General features: G+C 55.7%; 12 protein-coding genes and 1 pseudogene. 5 read left to right on the top strand and 8 right to left on the bottom strand.

Translation table 11 applies throughout. The features are described from left to right. Nucleotides 1–432 precede the first annotated feature (432 nt). Nucleotides 433–1,815, top strand: coding sequence for a M24 family metallopeptidase (locus AC6I8K_RS09005; protein WP_497826553.1), 1,383 nt, complete (start codon nucleotides 433–435; stop codon nucleotides 1,813–1,815). A gap of 77 nt (nucleotides 1,816–1,892) precedes the next feature. On the opposite strand, the gene AC6I8K_RS09010 is transcribed toward AC6I8K_RS09005, so the two are convergent. The 4 genes from AC6I8K_RS09010 to uxuA form a co-directional block, all read right to left on the bottom strand. Continuing rightward, nucleotides 1,893–2,792, bottom strand: coding sequence for a LysR family transcriptional regulator (locus AC6I8K_RS09010; RefSeq protein ID WP_064741153.1), 900 nt, complete (start codon nucleotides 2,790–2,792; stop codon nucleotides 1,893–1,895). A 34-nt stretch (nucleotides 2,793–2,826) separates the two neighbouring features. Next, on the bottom strand, nucleotides 2,827–3,603 hold the full coding sequence (gene uxuR, locus AC6I8K_RS09015; protein WP_497826554.1) for a Uxu operon transcriptional regulator: 777 nt from the start codon (nucleotides 3,601–3,603) through the stop codon (nucleotides 2,827–2,829). A 121-nt stretch (nucleotides 3,604–3,724) separates the two neighbouring features. Further along, nucleotides 3,725–5,143 carry a glucuronate isomerase gene (gene uxaC / locus AC6I8K_RS09020; RefSeq protein WP_483817886.1) on the bottom strand — a complete coding sequence of 473 codons (1,419 nt, stop codon included), beginning with the start codon at nucleotides 5,141–5,143 and terminating at the stop codon, nucleotides 3,725–3,727. After that, nucleotides 5,140–6,333, bottom strand: a complete 1,194-nt coding sequence (gene uxuA, locus AC6I8K_RS09025; protein ID WP_497826555.1) for a mannonate dehydratase — start codon at nucleotides 6,331–6,333, stop codon at nucleotides 5,140–5,142. The genes uxaC and uxuA overlap by 4 nt, the downstream gene beginning before the upstream one ends. 230 nt (nucleotides 6,334–6,563) lie before the next feature. On the opposite strand from uxuA, the pseudogene AC6I8K_RS09030 reads away from it, so the two are divergent. Further along, nucleotides 6,564–7,865, top strand: a pseudogene (locus tag AC6I8K_RS09030) (MFS transporter). 14 nt (nucleotides 7,866–7,879) lie between these two features. Continuing rightward, entirely contained in the window at nucleotides 7,880–10,273 is a 2,394-nt protein-coding gene (locus AC6I8K_RS09035; protein ID WP_497826556.1) for a glycoside hydrolase family 31 protein, read from the top strand. A gap of 182 nt (nucleotides 10,274–10,455) precedes the next feature. Here the strand turns inward: AC6I8K_RS09035 and AC6I8K_RS09040 are convergent, their stop codons facing one another. Both AC6I8K_RS09040 and AC6I8K_RS09045 read right to left on the bottom strand, forming a co-directional pair. Further along, entirely contained in the window at nucleotides 10,456–11,001 is a 546-nt protein-coding gene (locus tag AC6I8K_RS09040; protein WP_064741159.1) for an NUDIX hydrolase, read from the bottom strand. Nucleotides 11,002–11,069: 68 nt separating this feature from the next. After that, nucleotides 11,070–11,951 carry a LysR family transcriptional regulator gene (locus AC6I8K_RS09045; RefSeq protein ID WP_497826557.1) on the bottom strand — a complete coding sequence of 294 codons (882 nt, stop codon included), beginning with the start codon at nucleotides 11,949–11,951 and terminating at the stop codon, nucleotides 11,070–11,072. A 103-nt stretch (nucleotides 11,952–12,054) separates the two neighbouring features. Between AC6I8K_RS09045 and AC6I8K_RS09050 the strand changes: the two genes are divergently transcribed. Continuing rightward, on the top strand, nucleotides 12,055–13,149 hold the full coding sequence (locus AC6I8K_RS09050) for an oxidoreductase (protein WP_497826558.1): 1,095 nt from the start codon (nucleotides 12,055–12,057) through the stop codon (nucleotides 13,147–13,149). A 126-nt stretch (nucleotides 13,150–13,275) separates the two neighbouring features. Then, nucleotides 13,276–15,222 (top strand): TonB-dependent receptor domain-containing protein, encoded by a 1,947-nt coding sequence (locus tag AC6I8K_RS09055; protein WP_497826559.1) that lies wholly within the window; start codon nucleotides 13,276–13,278, stop codon nucleotides 15,220–15,222. On the opposite strand, the gene AC6I8K_RS09060 is transcribed toward AC6I8K_RS09055, so the two are convergent. Both AC6I8K_RS09060 and AC6I8K_RS09065 read right to left on the bottom strand, forming a co-directional pair. Next, nucleotides 15,212–16,540 (bottom strand): ATP-binding protein, encoded by a 1,329-nt coding sequence (locus AC6I8K_RS09060; RefSeq protein ID WP_483817341.1) that lies wholly within the window; start codon nucleotides 16,538–16,540, stop codon nucleotides 15,212–15,214. The two genes, AC6I8K_RS09055 and AC6I8K_RS09060, sit on opposite strands and share 11 nt — an antisense overlap. A gap of 20 nt (nucleotides 16,541–16,560) precedes the next feature. Beyond that, nucleotides 16,561–17,313, bottom strand: coding sequence for a response regulator transcription factor (locus AC6I8K_RS09065; RefSeq protein ID WP_497826560.1), 753 nt, complete (start codon nucleotides 17,311–17,313; stop codon nucleotides 16,561–16,563). Between the last annotated feature and the right edge of the window lie 16 nt (nucleotides 17,314–17,329).

Raw genomic sequence — 17,329 nt, forward strand, 5'->3', positions numbered from 1 at the left:
ACTGTATGGTTATACAGGTGTTGAGTGACGAGCGAAGCCTCATTGTTTTGCTGATGACTCCAGGGGCGCGGATAGTCAAATCCCGGCAGGTTTCAGGTGGTGCTGGCCTGTGGCTTTCACAATGAGAGCCGCTCAGCACTCCTCACAATTGTGCTTAGGCGGTCGGCGGGTGGAGTCAAAGCCTCGGCAGCTGAAAGGCGCGCTCCTCTCAGAGGAGAAGGAAAGTGATTGAAATTGTTCGATTGCTGCTGGACATCGTCCGCATCATTCTTCAAATCATCGTTGCCCTTATGCAACTGACCGGTCAGGCACACTGATCGGAACTTGAGACAAGGCGGAGCTCACCCCTCCGCCTTTTTTCGTTTGGATCAAAAACTGCTGCGCTAAAAACGCTACTATCCTCATCTCATTCTTAATGCGAGGAAGTGCATCATGGCAATCACGTTCGGGCCGATCTCCGCGCCGGTGAAATTCAGCGATGTTGAACCGGTTTCTCTCTCGGATGACACGCTTTTGCAGCGCAAAAACGCGCTGCTGGCGGGCATGCAGCGTGAAGGTTTTGACACGCTGGTGATCTATGCCGACAAGGAGCACGGCGGCAATTTCGAATATCTCAGCGGCTTTATCCCGCGTTTCGAAGAAGGGCTGCTGCTGCTGGATAAAAGCGGAGATTGCACGCTGGTGCTAGGCAATGAAAATCTCAAGATGGCACGCTTTTCCCGCATCCCTGCCACGCTGGTGCATACGCCGTACTTCTCGCTGCCCAACCAGCCGATGGATAATGAAGCGCCGCTGGAAAGTCTTTTCAAAGACGCTGGCCTGGATACCCGCAATAAAGTCGGGCTGGTTGGCTGGAAAATGTTCACGCCAGCCGCCGGCAAGGGGCGCACAATGTTTGATTTACCGTACTTCATTGTGGAAGCGATCACGCGCACGCTCAAAGACGACGCCGTTGTAGAAAATGCCGTCCACCTGTTTATCGGCGATAACGGCGCACGCACCACCTGCAATGCCAATGAAATTGCGCATTACGAATACGGTGCCAATCTCGCGTCAAATTGTATGCTGGATGCGCTGAATGCCATTGAGGTTGGCGTGCGTGAAACCGAGTTGGGCGCGTTGCTCACCGCGGAAGGGCAGAACAATACGGTGGTGACTATCGCGGCCACCGGCAGCCGTTTCGACAAGGCGAATCTCTATCCCAGCTACAAACAGGTACAGCGCGGCGATCCACTCTCTCTGACGACCGCCTACAAAGGCGGCCTTTCCAGCCGTAGCGGTTTTGTGATTGCCGAACAAAGCGAACTGCCGCCAGACCAGCAAGATTATCTAGAGCGCATCGCCAAACCCTATTTCTCCGCAGTGGTCGGCTGGCTGGAAAATATTCGTTGCGGCATGAGCGGTGGCGCGCTGTATGCGCTGATCGAACAAATTTTGCCCAAAGCCCGTTTCGGCTGGCATCTCAATCCGGGACATCTGGTGGCGGATGAAGAGTGGATGTCTTCGCCGATTTATCACGCTTCCACTGAACTGCTGAAAAGCGGCATGATGCTGCAGATTGATATCATCCCGTCCGTGCCCGGCTATAACGGGGCCAGCGCCGAAGAGTGCGTGGTGCTGGCCGATACGGCGCTACAAACCAGTATCCGCACCCATTATCCGGCGCTATGGCAGCGCATCGAAACCCGCCGCCGTTATCTGCGGGAAACGATCGGTATTCAGCTGAGCGATGAAATCTTGCCGTTGTCGAACAGCGTGGCTTATCTGAGACCGTTCTTTTTGGCGAAAGATTTGGCGTTAAGCGTGGAGAAGTAAGAAGGCTATTCTGGTCGCCATCAATGGCAATCCTACGATTAACAAGGCGCGCATTCATGCGTGCCTGCTTGAGAGTATTAATTCATTCCCTTATATTTTATCGCTTCAATCAATTTCTCAAATGCGGCGGTGTGCTGTTTGCGGCTCGGATAATACAGATAATATCCGCTAAAAGGTTCGCACCAGTCTTCAAGCAGGGATTGCAGTTCGCCATTGGCAATGTATTGTTTGACGGTATCTTCGGGTACATAGGCAATGCCCATGCCGGAAAGCACTGCATCAATTCGTGAGGCCAGATTATTAAAGATCAGCTGCCCTTCAACTTTAACGCGAATATCTTTGCCATCTTTGCTGAATTCCCAACTGTATAATCCGCCGAGCGTGGGAAGACGCATATTAATACAGTTATGATTTTGCAATTCATAAGGCGTCTGCGGGATACCGTTTTTTTGCAGATAGTCAGGCGATGCCACCGCCACCATTTTCCAGTCCGGGCCAATGCGCACCGCCACCATATCTTTCTCAATACTCTCGCCTAAGCGCACCCCGGCATCGAAACGCCCGCTGACAATATCGGTTAAGGTGTTATCGACAGAGAGTTCGACATTTACTTGCGGATAGGCTTGCAAAAATGGCTTTAGCAACGGCCACAAAGTGGAAGACAGTGCATGTTCGCCGGCGGTAATACGAATATTCCCCGACGGCTTCCCCTGATTATCGCTCAGTTGCAGCAGCGCTTTCTCAATATCGGCCATCATCGGTGCCACGCTTTGAATCAGGTTTTCACCGGCTTCGGTCGGCGCGACACTGCGCGTGGTGCGCGTTAATAAACGCGTATTTAATCGCTCTTCAAGACCGCGGATCGAGTGGCTCAACGCCGATTGTGACACGCCTAATTTGGCCGCAGCGCGCGTGAAGCTGCATTCGCGCGCCACCATCACTAAATAAATCAGATCGTTGAAGTTTTCCCGTAGCATGGCTTTACCTTTAATTTGCTGGCGACCAACCGCATCAACTGTTGGGATTGCGGGTCGCGTACAGCGGCCAGGATTCAAACAGATAACCATCGAAATCAATATCATCAACGTCTGAAAATTCCAGCAGACGTTGTTTCACGTTTTCCAGGTGTTGCCACATCGCCAGTTTGGCGGCGCGCGCGTCTTTCTTGATCAACGTTGCGAGGATCTTTTTGTGATCGTCGAGCCATTGTTTGCGGTAATCGTTGTTGACCAGATGACGATGCAGCTGGCTCCACATCACGTTATCTTCGCGCCATTGCCAGGATTGCTTAAACAGCTCAACCAGCATGCTATTATGGGTGGCTTCGGCAATGGCCAGATGGAAATTGCGGTCGCCGTGTTCACTTTGGTTGACCGATCCTGAAGCCAACTCTTTCTCTTCCAGCTCCAGCGCCTGACGCATCTTTATGATGTCTTCGCGCGTGGCCTGTAGCGCGGCAAACTCGGCGATATTGCTCTCCAGCAGCTGACGCGCCTGCAACATTTCAAACGGTCCGGCATCGTTGCTGGCCTTGTGAAGTGAAACCGCTTGCTGCGGCGAATCGTGAATCACAAAGATGCCGGCACCGCGACGCACCTCGATTAATCCTTCCAGTTCCAGCATGATCAGCGCTTCACGCACCAGCGTGCGCGTCACATCCAGCAACGCCGCGAGTTCGCGCTCCGGCGGCAGCCGTTCGCCCACGGCATACTGCTTCTCCGTGATCATCTGGCGGAGCATTTCCCCGACTTCCTGATAAGGGCGCTGTGCTGAAGTTTGAGTTTTCATCGTGCTCTTTTCTGTGTGTTAAAGGGTTCACAACCTCTGATACAGCCTCACTCAGAGACGCGCACTATAGCATAGCGAATAAGAAGCGGCCTGGTCACGGTGTGCAGTCACCAGGCCGTAATCACCGGGCGTTCAGCGCGAAATAGCGTTCGGCATTGTTAAAGCAGATATCGCGCAGCATGCTGCCGAGCATCGGCTCATCATGCGGCACAATGCCCTCTTTTACCCACTGCGCCAGCAGATTGCACAGAATACGGCGGAAGTATTCGTGGCGCGTGTAGGAGAGGAAGCTGCGCGAATCGGTCAGCATGCCGACAAACTGGCTGAGTAAACCGATTTGCGACAGCTGCTCCAGCTGACGCAACATGCCGTCGCGCTGATCGTTGAACCACCAGCCAGAACCGAACTGCACTTTGCCGGCAAGGCCCGCGCCCTGGAAATTGCCTGCCATAGTGGCCAGCACTTCGTTATCGCGTGGATTAAGGCAGTAGAGGATGGTTTTCGGCAGTTGATCGTTGATGTCCATCGCATCCAGCAGGCGCGCCAGCGGCCAGGCAATAGGGTTATCGCCAATCGAATCAAACCCGCTATCTGGCCCAAGCTGGCGGAACATGCGTGTGCTGTTATTGCGGATCGCGCCGATGTGCAGCTGCATCACCCAGCCGCGCCGCGCATATTCACTGCCAAGCCACACCAACACCGCGCTGCTGAACTGGGCGATTTCAGTTTCCTCCAGCAGATCGCCACGGCGACGTTTCGCCATAATCGTATCGAGCACGCTGTCGTCCGGCACCGGCGCAAAGCGCAGGGTTTCGATACCGTGATCCGATGCGCGACAACCGTGGGCAGAGAAGTGATCAAGGCGACGCAACAGCGCGCGGCGTAACGCATCGAAGCTGTCAATGGCGACATCGGCCGCGGCTTCCAGACGAGCAAGATAGTCGACAAAACCCTCCAGCTCGATTTTGAAGATTTTGTCCGGACGCCAGCTCGGCGCGACATCAATATCAAAGCTGCTGTCAGCGGCGATTTGGCGGTGATAGTGCAGCGAATCAACCGGATCGTCGGTGGTCCCCACCATGCGCACCTTCATCTGGCGCATGATGCCGCGCGCAGAAAACGCCGGCGTCGCCAGCTGTTCCGCGCAGCGCTGCCAGATAGCAGGCGCGGTATCCGGGCCAAACAGCGTATCGGTGATGCCAAACGGCCGACGCAGTTCCAGGTGCGTCCAGTGATAGAGCGGGTTGCCGAGGGTTTTTGGCACCGTTTGCGCCCAGGCGAGATACTTGTCGTAGTCGCTGGTGTTCTTGCCGGTAATCAACGACTCATCCACGCCCGCGGCACGGAGGGCGCGCCATTTGTAGTGATCGCCCTCCAGCCAGATTTGGCCGAGGTTGGCGAAGCGACGGTCTTCAGCAATCTCCTGCGGATTGAGGTGACAGTGATAATCGTAGATCGGCATATCTGCGGCAAAGTCGTGGTACAAACGTCGCGCGATGTCGCTCTGCAGCAGAAAATCTTCATCCATAAAGCGCATTATTGAGCTTCCTGAGCAAAATAGGCGCGGTGAATCGCCAGTTCGACGCCGCGAATTTCAGCCAAACCTTTCAGTCGACCAATTGCCGAGTAGCCGGGATTGGTTTTTTTCTTCAGGTCATCCAGCATCTGGTGGCCGTGATCGGGGCGCATCGGAATCAAATCCTCCTGGCCTGCGGCTTTGCGCCGCTGCTCCTCTTCGGCAATCGCCTTGATCACTGCAAACATATCGACATCGCCACCCAAATGCGCGGCCTCGTGGAAGCTGTTTGGATTATCTTCCCGTTGAGTGGAACGCAGGTGCGCGAAGTAAATGCGCGGGCCGAAGCGCTTGACCATGCCAGCTAAATCATTCTCTGCCAGCACGCCGTACGAGCCGGTACACATAGTGAAACCGTTGGCAGGGCTGCTGACGGTATCGATCATCCACTGCAGATCGTCAGCGTTGGAAACAATGCGCGGCAGGCCAAGAATGGGGCGCGGCGGATCGTCCGGGTGCACCGCCATGCGCACGCCCACCTCTTCAGCAACCGCAACAATGGCGCGCAGGAAAGTGGCAAAATTTTCACGCAGCTCGGCTTTGCCAATGCCGTCATAGCGCGCCAGCTGGGCGCGGAACTGATCCAGCGTGTAACCTTCTTCAGCACCCGGCAAACCGGCGATGATGTTGCGCATCAGGCGGTTACGGTGCGCTTCACTCATGCTGGCAAAGCGTTCGGCGGCCTGGACAATCTCTTCCGTGGTGTAATCCTGCTCCGCACCGGGACGTTGCAGAATGTGCAGTTCAAAAACCGCAAACTCAATCTGATCAAAGCGCAGCGCTTTGGCGCCATCCGGCAGCAGATACTCGAGATCGGTACGCGTCCAGTCGAGAATCGGCATGAAGTTGTAGCACACGGTTTTGATGCCGCACTGCGCCAGATTGCGTAGCGACTGCTGATAGTTGCTGATCCAGTGCTGACAGCGGCCGCTGCCGGTTTTGATCTCTTCATGAATCGGCACGCTTTCCACCACCGACCACACCAATCCTGCAGCTTCCACCAGCGCCTTGCGCTGCATGATTTCGTCTACTGTCCACACTTCGCCGTTGGGGATGTGATGCAGTGCGGTGACGATGCCGGTTGCGCCCGCCTGGCGCGCATCGGCAAGAGAAACGGGATCGTTGGGGCCATACCAGCGCCAGGTCTGCTTCATGTTGTTACCTCATTTAGAATGGGTTGACCAATATTCTTTGTCAGCGTGTTGCATCAAACACTGATCACGCGATTAAGGGGCAAAACTCTGCTCTTTGTGGGGATAAGTCAACCTGGTGAGTGATTTTGGTTAACCAGATCACAATTGCGAGATTAAGCTGGCGACCACTTTTGGCGACTGTGGTTCACTCCTGGCGGATGGTTAGAAATGACTCACTAATGGAGAACCCGATGAATCGCAGTTTAAATCCAGGGATAACTGCCGCAGGCACCAAGCGCACGTTGCGCAATTTACGCTGGTGGGTGTTGGTGCTGTTCTTAGCTGGCGTCACGGTCAACTACATCACCCGCAACTCATTGGGCTTGCTGGCCCCCGAGCTCAAAACCAGCCTCAACATCACTACCGAACAATATTCGTGGATCGTCGGCGCATTCCAGCTGGCTTATACCTTCTTCCAACCGATTTGTGGCTGGCTGATCGACGTCATCGGTCTAAAAGTCGGCTTCCTGATCTGCGCCACCGTTTGGGCTGTCGCCTGTTTGTGCCACGCTGGCGCGGCCAGCTAGGTGCATTTGGCTATCCTGCGTTTTGTCATGGGCGGCGCAGAAGCGGCGGCAACGCCCGCTAACGCCAAAGTGATTGGCGAATGGTTCCCGAAAAAAGAGCGTCCCATCGCCGCCGGTTGGGCGGGCGTGGGTTTCTCGCTTGGCGCGATGTTGGCACCGCCGATTATCTACTTTGCCCATGCTTCGTTTGGCTGGCAGGGCGCGTTTCTGTTTACCGGCTGCCTGGCGCTGGGCTGGGTGGTGCTGTGGTGGCTGCTGTATCGCGATCCCGAACAGCATCCCAATTTGCAGGCCTCAGAGCTGGAATTTATTCGTCAGGACAACGAGCCACCCGCGGTGAAACTGCCGTTCTTTACCGCGCTGAAAACCGTGTCGAAAAACAAACGTTTTTACGGTATCGCCATTCCCGCATTTATGGCCGAGCCCGCCTGGGGCGTGTTGAGTTTTTGGGTACCGCTTTATCTGGCTAAAGAGCTGGGTATGGATCTGAAACAGATCGCCATGTTCGCCTGGCTGCCGTTTCTCGCCGCAGATTTAGGCAGTGCGGCCAGCGGCTACCTGACGCGGCTCTACACCAAAATGTTTGGCTTCACCCAGGTCAATTCGGTGGTGGCGAGTTCGGTAACCGGCGCTTTCCTGATGCTGTCGTTAGCGCTGGTGGCGGTCACCAAAGATCCTTACGTCGCGATTGCGCTGATCTCAATTGGTGGTTTTGGTCATCAGATCATCTCCTGCATGCTGAGCGCGCTGGTGGTGGAGAAGTTTGATAAAGGCCAGATGGCCACCGTCAACGGTATGCGCGGCTCGTTCGCCTGGATCTCCAGCTTCCTGTTCTCACTGCTGATCGGTGTTACCGCCGACACCATTGGATTTAATCCGCTATTTGTCGCCATGGGCTTCTTTGACCTGATTGGCGCAGTCTTCCTGATTGCTTTTATTGCTGAACGTCGCGCACAGCGCGCATGAAAAAGTAGGTAACGATGAAAACGTTAAAAAATTGGTCATTAGCCGATTCCGATGCGCACCATGTGGCGTTAACCGTCGATGGCAAACACACGCTGTGCCTGTATGTGCTGGATGCGGGCCTGTTCCGCGTGGCGATTAAACGTCAGGGCGCCTATAGCCTCGATCGCACCTGGAGCATCGCACCAGAAAGCGATGTGCCGTGGGAAGGGCGTCAGCGCGACAGCCTGGCGGGCTTCGCCTTGCCGTCGTTCACGCTGGAAGAAGAGGGTGACACGCTGGTGGTGGCCACCGATAAGCTGCGGGTGATTGTGCATCAGCCGCTGGCGCTGGAGTGGCAATATTGCGACAGCCACGGCGTATGGCAACTGCTGACCTGCGACCGTCCCACCAGCGCTTATCAAATTAACGCGCACGGCGATGGCGTGGCGCACTATCAGTGCCGCATGAATGACGATCGCTATTACGGACTGGGTGAAAAAAGCGGCGATTTGCAGCGCAACGGGCAACGCTATGAGATGCGCAACCTGGATGCGATGGGCTACAACGCGGCCTCCACCGATCCGCTGTATAAGCATGTGCCGTTTACCATCACACGCCGCGACAACGTTAGTTTTGGTCTTTATTACGATAACCTCAGCAGCAGTTGGTTTGACCTGGGTAATGAGCTCGATAATTATCACCAGCCGTACCGCCGCTGGCAGGCCGAAAGCGGTGATATCGACTATTACCTGTTTGTCGGTAACAAGGTGCTGGATATCACCAAAGCCTTCGTGCGGCTGACCGGTAAAACGCTGTTCGGCCCGAAATGGAGTCTTGGTTACAGCGGGTCGACCATGCATTACACCGATGCGCCGGATGCGCAAAACCAGCTGATGAACTTCATTCGCCTGTGTGAAGAGCATGATATTCCGTGCGATTCGTTCCAGCTTTCATCCGGCTATACCTCAATTAACAACAAGCGTTACGTGTTCAACTGGAATTACGACAAAGTACCGCAGCCCGAAGTGATGAGTCAGGCATTTCACGACGCAGGCTTGCGCCTCGCCGCCAATATCAAACCGTGCTTGTTGCAGGATCATCCGCGTTACAACGAAGTGGCGGAGCAAGGTCTGTTCATTCGCGATTCTGAAGAGGATGCGCCGGAGCGTTCGGTGTTCTGGGATGACGAAGGGTCACATCTTGATTTTACCCATCCACAAGCTGTCGCCTGGTGGCAGGAAAATGTCACCAAACAGCTGCTGGAAAAGGGCATCGATTCCACCTGGAACGATAACAACGAATATGAAGTGTGGGATGGCGAAGCGCGCTGCCACGGTTTCGGCACGCCCATTGCCATCAAACACATTCGCCCAGTCATGCCACTGTTAATGATGCGCGCCTCAATGGAAGCGCAACAGCGTTTTGCGCCGGAGAAGCGGCCGTTCCTGATTTCACGTTCAGGTTGTGCCGGGATGCAGCGCTATGTGCAAACCTGGAGCGGCGATAACCGCACCAACTGGACCACGCTGCGTTACAACATCCGCATGGGATTGGGCATGAGCCTATCCGGCTTGTACAACGTGGGACATGATGTTGGCGGGTTCTCTGGCGATAAGCCAGACGCAGAACTGTTTGTGCGCTGGGTGCAGAACGGCGTGATGCATCCGCGTTTCACCATTCACTCCTGGAATGACGATCGCACCGTTAATGAGCCCTGGATGTATCCGGCGGCCACGCCAGCGATCCACGCCGCCATTGAGCTACGTTATCGTCTGCTGCCTTATCTCTACACGCTGCTGTGGCAGGCGCATGCTGACGATGAGCCGATGCTGCGTCCCACCTTCCTCGATCATGAACAGGATGCGCAGACGTTTGCCGAGTGCGACGAGTTTATGTTGGGCCGCGATCTGCTGGTGGCCAGCGTGGTCGAGCCCGGTCAGCGCGCGCGTCGTCTGTGGCTGCCCGACAACCAAACCGGCTGGTATGATTTTGCCAGTCAGCAATGGTACAGCGGCGGTCAGTGGATCACACTGGATGCGCCATTGGAAACCCAGCCGATGCTGGTGCGCGCCGGTGCGGGCTTGCCGCTCAGCGAGCGCCTGCGCCATGTCGATACAGCGTCGGATGATTGTCGCACGCTGCACCTGTTCCCAATCAAAGGTAAGGGCGTCAGCAACGGCGTACTGTTTGAGGATGATGGCGAAAGTTGGGGTTACCAGCAGGGCAACGCGCTGTGGCTGAACTGGGAAATGCGCAGTGATGCGTCATCGATTCACCTTAACTTCCAGCGCAATGGCCGCTTCCAGCCGGCATGGCAAGCACTGAGGGTTACGCTGCCGCCGGGTGAACAGCGCCAACTATTTATTGATGGCGTAGCGGTCAATAACGCGCAGGCAGAAGCGGTGTTGGCAGAGATTGCAGCAGTGTAATGCTTGTGATGGGTCGCCATACATGGCGTAATGCCGATCAGTTAAACCCCATATTAATCACCGCACATTCCGTAGCGGCGCGATTTATCGCGCAATAAATTGCGCCGCTACAAGGTGTGCGCCAGGTAGTTGGGGTTTTGTAGGGTGCGCATTCATGTGCACCATGAAAAAAGGTAACTAGATCAATCAATTAATCCTTTCGCCCGCGCCAACAAAAACGCAGTGACCGATGTCGCATCGCTGATCTTTCCTGCCAGGATCAGTTCAAGAAACGCAGCGAGGGTGATTTTCCTTGCAGTCAATCCCACTTCTTCTGCATCAAGCTTTTGCCCCTGATACGTTAACTCGCGCGCCAGATAAATGTGATAGCCCTGCGCGGAGTAGCCTTGCGCTAACTTTTGATAACCCACGTAATCGAGCTGCCCGGCAATCAGTCCGGTTTCTTCTAACAACTCGCCGGCGGCAAGATCTTCAGGCGCGGCATCGGGCACGAGCTCCCAGCTTCCCTGTGGCAGCTCGAGGGTGCGTTCGCCAAGGGGATAACGGAATTGCTCCACCACATAAATGTGATCGTGCTCAACCGGCAAAATCACCACAAAATCACTCTTCTCAATCACCGAATAGATGCCTTCGCTGCCATCGGCACGCTGAATTTTATCCTCTTTCAAGGTCAACCAGCGGTTGCGGTAGATTTCTGTCGAAGCGAGCGTATGGATTTCAGGTTTCACTGGTGGCCTCCGTGATCGTAAGGAATGCGCCACTATAACCCCGTTCGCCGTACGCATTATCTGAATGTTCACGCGCGCGTTTGCATCGCCTGTTTCAAGGCATTCAGGAATACCGTGACACGGGTTGGCAGATGGCGGGCAGTGGGAAACAGCGCCCAGACGCCAAGCAACTGCGGTTGTGCATCTCGTAAGGCAATCTCACGCAGTTCACCCGCCGCTAACTCTTCCTGCACATCCCACGCCGAGAGTTGCGCGATGCCGCTGCCCGATACGCATAAGGTGCGTACGCCTTCCACATTGCTGCCGCTGAAACGGCCTTCAACGCTGATACTGGAAATATGATCGTCGATCATAAAACTCCATTGCGGCACGCCGGATAAACGCAGGCAGTTGTGCTGATGCAAATCGGCCAACATGTGTGGCGTGCCGCAGCGCGCTAAATAGTCTGGTGAGGCACACAGCACGCGTGGATTATCCGCCAGTCGCTGCGCCACTAAACGTGAGTCCCGCAGCGGTGCGATACGAATGGCAACATCGTAGCCGAGCCCAACAATATCGGTGACATTGTCGCTGAGCTGAAAATCGATCTTGAGTTCGGGATTTTCCGCCATTAGCGCGGGCAGCAAAGGAATAATGGTACGGCGACCAAAGCCTGAAGGCGCGGTGATGCGCAGCTGGCCGGTGGCGCCCTGTTTATCCGGCGAGAACAGATTGCGCGCGCTCTGTTCGGTCTCGGCCAGCGTTTTGGCGTAGGGCAGAAACTCTTCGCCTTCATCCGTCAAGGCGATGGCGCGGGTGGTGCGATGCAACAAACGCACGCCAAGATCTTCCTCCAGTGAAGCGAGCCGGCGCGATACCGTCATCGGCGTGGTGTTCATTCGCCGCGCCGCCTGCGTCAGGCTACGCGTCTGGGTGACCATCAGGAACACCTCAACATCCTTTGAATTCATTGTAACGATTTCCGTTATGCAGACGTATCATCATTGGCCATTTTTGGCCTCATAGTGACAGAATATACTGCGCTCTGTAGATAATCCGCATCCAGAGAGCAATATGAGTGATAAACATCTTTTTCAGTGCGGGACACTGAACCAGCTGGCGTTGAAGAATCGCATCATGGTGGCGCCGATGACGCGCATCTCCGCCAGTGTCGATGGGGTGCCGGGCGAGCGTATGCAGCAATACTATCAGCGCTTCGTGCGCGGCGGATTTGGCGCCATCATCACTGAAGGCATCTATATCGATGAAGCCTGGTCACAAACCTATGCGTTTCAGGCGGGTCTGATCAACGCCAAACAGCGTGCCGGATGGCGGGCGATCACCGATCGGGTGCATCAACGTGGTGGAAAAATCATTGCGCAGTTGATGCATGCCGGTGCGATTTCTCAGGGCAATATCTACCGACCGGATACGTTAGCGCCATCAGCGGTGCAGCCGCGTGGAGAACAATTGGGTTTCTATCACGGTCATGGTGCCTATCCGCTGCCACGTGAAATGGATGAAGAACAGATCCTGCAGGTGATCGACAACTTTGCGCAAACTGCTGCGCGGGCCGTCGACGAAGCGGGTTTTGATGGCATCGAAATTCACGGCGCAAACGGCTATCTGCTTGACCAGTTCTTTACCGATTACACCAACCAGCGCCGCGATCGCTGGGGCGGAGATATTGTTGCCCGGTTGTCTCTAACGCTGGAAGTCATCGCGGCGGTGCGCCAGCGCGTGGGTAAGGATGTTACCGTGGGCGTTCGCCTCTCGCAGGGCAAAGTGAATGATTTCCATCACAAATGGCGGGAAGGCGAAGCGGGCGCACGTCAGGTATTCGCCGCGATCGCTGAGGCCGGCGTGGATTATCTGCACCTGACAGAATATGACGCGCTGCAGCCCGCGTTTGCCGATTCGCCGCTGTCGCTGGTGCAAATTGCGCGTCAGACGGCACCCAATATGCCGATTATCGCCAATGGTGCATTAAGTGATGCCCGCACGGCGGCACAGGCGCTGGAGCAGGGCGCGGATTATGTCTCGATTGGCAAGAGTGCGCTGGCCAATCCCGACTGGCCGATGCGGATTCGTGAGGCTACGGAACTGCGCCCCTTTGATAAAAACCTCCTGGCGCCGTCTGCGGACGTAAAAAACTGCGAGTTGGTGTAAACCTCTTTAATGGGCGTGCAGTGGGCGCCCGTTTCATTTTCTCACAGGAAAGTTGTCCAACATTGTCCAACTTTCACCGATGCGCATGAGTATGATTCGCGTTTTCAACTACATCCCTAATTGAACATGCGTAAACCGACTTTTGCTGTTAAACCCCTTTCTGTTGCCTGCATGGCAATGCTGCTGCCTGCCACGGCGCTAGCCCTTGATGATGACAACACCGCTGAAACCATGGTGGTGACCGCTTCCGGTTTTGAACAGCGTCTGGAAGATGCACCGGCCTCGGTGACGGTGATCAACGGCGACGATCTGCGTAAGCGCTCGATTAATAATCTGGCCGATGCGGTGCGAGAGGTGGAAGGCGTTGCGGTGATCGGTGGTGCCAATGAAAGCGATATCTCGATTCGTGGCATGCCGGGCGATTACACCCTCATTCTGGTGGATGGCGTGCGCCAAAGCGGCCGCGATTCGCGCGTTAACGGCAACGGCGGTTATGAGCAGAGCTTCATTCCGCCTGCTTCGGCCATTGAACGTATTGAGGTGATCCGCGGACCGATGTCATCGCTGTATGGCTCCGATGCGATTGGCGGCGTGATCAACATCATTACGCGTAAAGTCACGCCGCAGTGGAACGGCTCGCTGTCGTGGGATTATGCGGTGCGCCAGCACAAGGATCAGGGCAACGCCAGTAACAATCAGTTCTACCTGAATGGTCCGCTGATTGCCGATCGTCTCGGGTTGCAGTTGTGGGGACGCTATCTGAATCGTCAGGGTGATGATGACGTGCAGAATACCAACGGCTATACCCAAGCCGATCATCGTGATATCACCGCACGCCTCGTGTTTACGCCAAACGCTCAGCACGACATTACGCTGGAAGGGGGCGTGAGCCGCCTGAAAAACGGCGAAGGTGAAAGCGCCAACTGGGCGACGCGTGAACAGAAGAATAATCGCGACCACTGGTCGCTGGCGCATGAAGGGCGCTGGGGATGGGCAACCTCGACGCTGGCGTTTTCTCAGGAAGAGACCAGCCGCGAAGGGCTCGCCAGCCCGTCACAATCCGATGTCTTTGGCCGCAAACCGACCATCAAAAACAGCGTATTGGATGCCAAGCTGGTGATGCCAACCGCCTATCACACGACTACCGCTGGCGCGCAGTGGCAGGAAAATGCGCTGAAGGACTGGAATCAGGGCGACGGCACGCGCGTCAATCATCGCTATAGCGTGGTGCAGCGTGCGCTGTTCCTCGAAGATGAGTGGCGCATGCTGGAATCCTTCTCGCTGACGGGCGGCTTGCGTCTCGATAATCATGAGCAATATGGCAACCACTACAGCCCGCGCATTTACGGCATCTGGTATGTCAGCGATGAATGGACGCTGAAAGGTGGCGTAGCGCGTGGTTTCAAAGCGCCGGAAATTCGTGCGGTGATCGAAGATTATGCGGTACTGCGCCGCAATCGCTTTGCGATGTTGGGTAATCCAAATCTCAAGCCGGAAACCAGCACCAACTATGAATTGTCGGCGATGTGGTCGAACCGCGACGATCTTTCGGCCAGCGCGACCTTTTTCTACAACGATTTTAAAGACAAGCTGTCGACCGTGACCACCGATCAGCTGTGGAACGGCTACATCATCATGGATCGCGTTAACATCGACAAAGCAGTAATCCGCGGCGTGGAGTTGACCGGTAGCTGGAAAATTACCTCGGATGTGTCGCTGAAAGGGAACTATACCTGGCTCGATTCCGAGCAGAAAAGTGGCAGCAATCGTGGCGCACCGCTGGCGTTGACGCCAAAACACAAAGCCAGCCTGCGCAGCGAATGGCATGTCACCGAAGCCACGCAGCTGTGGGCTGCCGCTAACTATTACGGCAAAGAGTACGGTACTAGCGTCACGGAAGACGCGGCGCCGGATTACCTTACTGCCGATCTCGGTATATCACATCAGTTGACGCACAACCTGACGTTGAACGGCGCCATCTACAATATCGGCGACAAACGACTGGATGATGAAACCTATGGTACGGTCAATTACGGCCGCACTTTCTGGGGTGGCGTGACGCTCAGCTTCTGATGCCATCCGGCAGCATAACGGTGACACATAATCCGGCCGGGGGACGATTCGCCAGCGTCAGTTCCCCGCCGTGCGCATGAATATTCGATTGTGCGATGGCTAATCCGAGGCCTAAACCGCCGCCCGCGGTATTCTCAGTGCGCGGTGTGTCGCAGAAACGCACAAAGGGTTCGCAGGCTTGCTCCAGCTGTTCAGCCGACAAGCCCGCGCCCTGATCCAGCACCTCAATTTGCACCCAGCCCGGCAGTTGCGTCAGCGTTAGCACGGCATCGCCGCCATACTGCAACGCGTTTTCAATCAGATTACTCAGCGCGCGTTTGATCGCCACCGGACGACACATCAGCTCAATATCCGGCTCACCTTGCCAGGTGACGGCTTTCCCCAGCAGCAGGTAACGGCGGGTTAAATCGGCCAGCATCTGACTGAGATTGCAGCGCTGCGGCAGCGCGTGTTGCACCTCCCCGCGAATAAAATGCAAGGTTTCATGCACCATGGCGCGCAGTTCATTCAGGCTTTCCAGCATGTCATCACGCGCATCACCCTCTGGCATCAACTCCACCTGCAAGCGTAATTCGGTGATCGGCGTGTTGAGGTCGTGGCTCATCGCGGCCAGCATGCGCGTGCGGCTATCCAGGTGACGCGCCAGCCTAAGCTGCATGAGATTAAAAGCCTGGGTTAATTCCCGCGATTCCTGCGGCCCGGTGATCGGCAACGTGGTGCGCCATTCGCCACGACTAATGGCATCGGCAGCGCTGGCTAAGCGCCGAATCGGTCTGACCACGCGATAGATAAAATACAGGCTGAGCAGCAGCAATGGCACGCTCACGATAGGCAGGGAAAATGACAGTAGCTGCGTCCATTCATAAGCGGGCATAACCGATTGCACGCTATTAAAGTAGCGACCATCCGGCAGGGCAATGGTGACGCGCAGGCGCAACGGCTCATGGCGCGCCGCGCTAAAAATATGCCTGCGCGCCAGGCCGCCATCAGCACTTTCGAGTTGCAGGGTGACGTTGGCCGACGTGGTTAATTTTAACTGATTAACCAGTGAGTCACGCAGACGTTGCTCCTCATCGCGCAGCGCAATGTCCTGCACTTCCGGACGCTGCGCCAGCCAAAAACGGGCACCGTCCGCGCGCGTTAACGCAACGTTCTCTGCGCCCGCCAGGCTTTCGTGGTAGGCCAGCACCACGCGCTCGACGGCAATATTGCGGGTAGAAGGCGTGAGTAAATTGCCCAGCAACTGCGTAGCCGCAACGGCAGCGAGATTGGCCAGCAGCAAAGCCACAATCATCAGCCCGGCAAGCTGGCTCATCATGCGCCTTGGCAATAGCGTGCTTAGCATGTGATCGGTAGCACCGTTTGTACCTCAGCGGTGAAGCGATAGCCTTCGCCCCACACCGTATCCAGCAGCACGCTGCCGGGCAGAACCTGCTCCAGTTTGATTCGCAGGCGGCTCACTTGACGATCGATGGCACGATCAAACACCTCGTTGCCCGGCGTGACGCAGCGATCCATCAACGCTTCCCGACTCAACACCTGATACGGATCGGCGAGAAAGGCCGACAGCAGTTTGGCTTCCATGGTGCTGAGGCGAACGCTTTGCTGCTGTTGATTGCTTACCCGACGCGAGGCGGGATTGAATATCAGCGTGGAAAAGTGAACGGGTTGCACCGCAGGGGACGTTTTTTCACTCGTCAGATTAGGCCGGCGATCGGCACGTCGCAGCACCGTGTGTATCCGCGCCAGCAACTCACGCGGTTCAAAAGGTTTAACCACGTAATCATCGGCGCCCAGTTCAAGGCCCGTCACGCGATCATCCAGAGCATCACGCGCGGTTAACAGGATCACCGGCGTTTTATAATGGCGTTGAATTTGCTGACAGAGTTGCATGCCGTCGCCGTCGGGCAGCATCACATCCAGCACAATCAGATCGAACGTCGCGGTGCGTAGCAGCGTCCAAAGTGAGGCGGCATCCTCTGCGGTTACCACAGAAAAGTGCTGACGACGCAAGTAAGTGGCAAGCGGTTCACGGATTTTGCGGTGATCGTCAACCACCAAAATTTTTATTGGTGCTGGCGTAGCGTTCATTGGGATGTTCCAGAGA

It is taken from the genome of Pantoea sp. X-Soil-ISGK-421 (genome assembly GCF_059730785.1).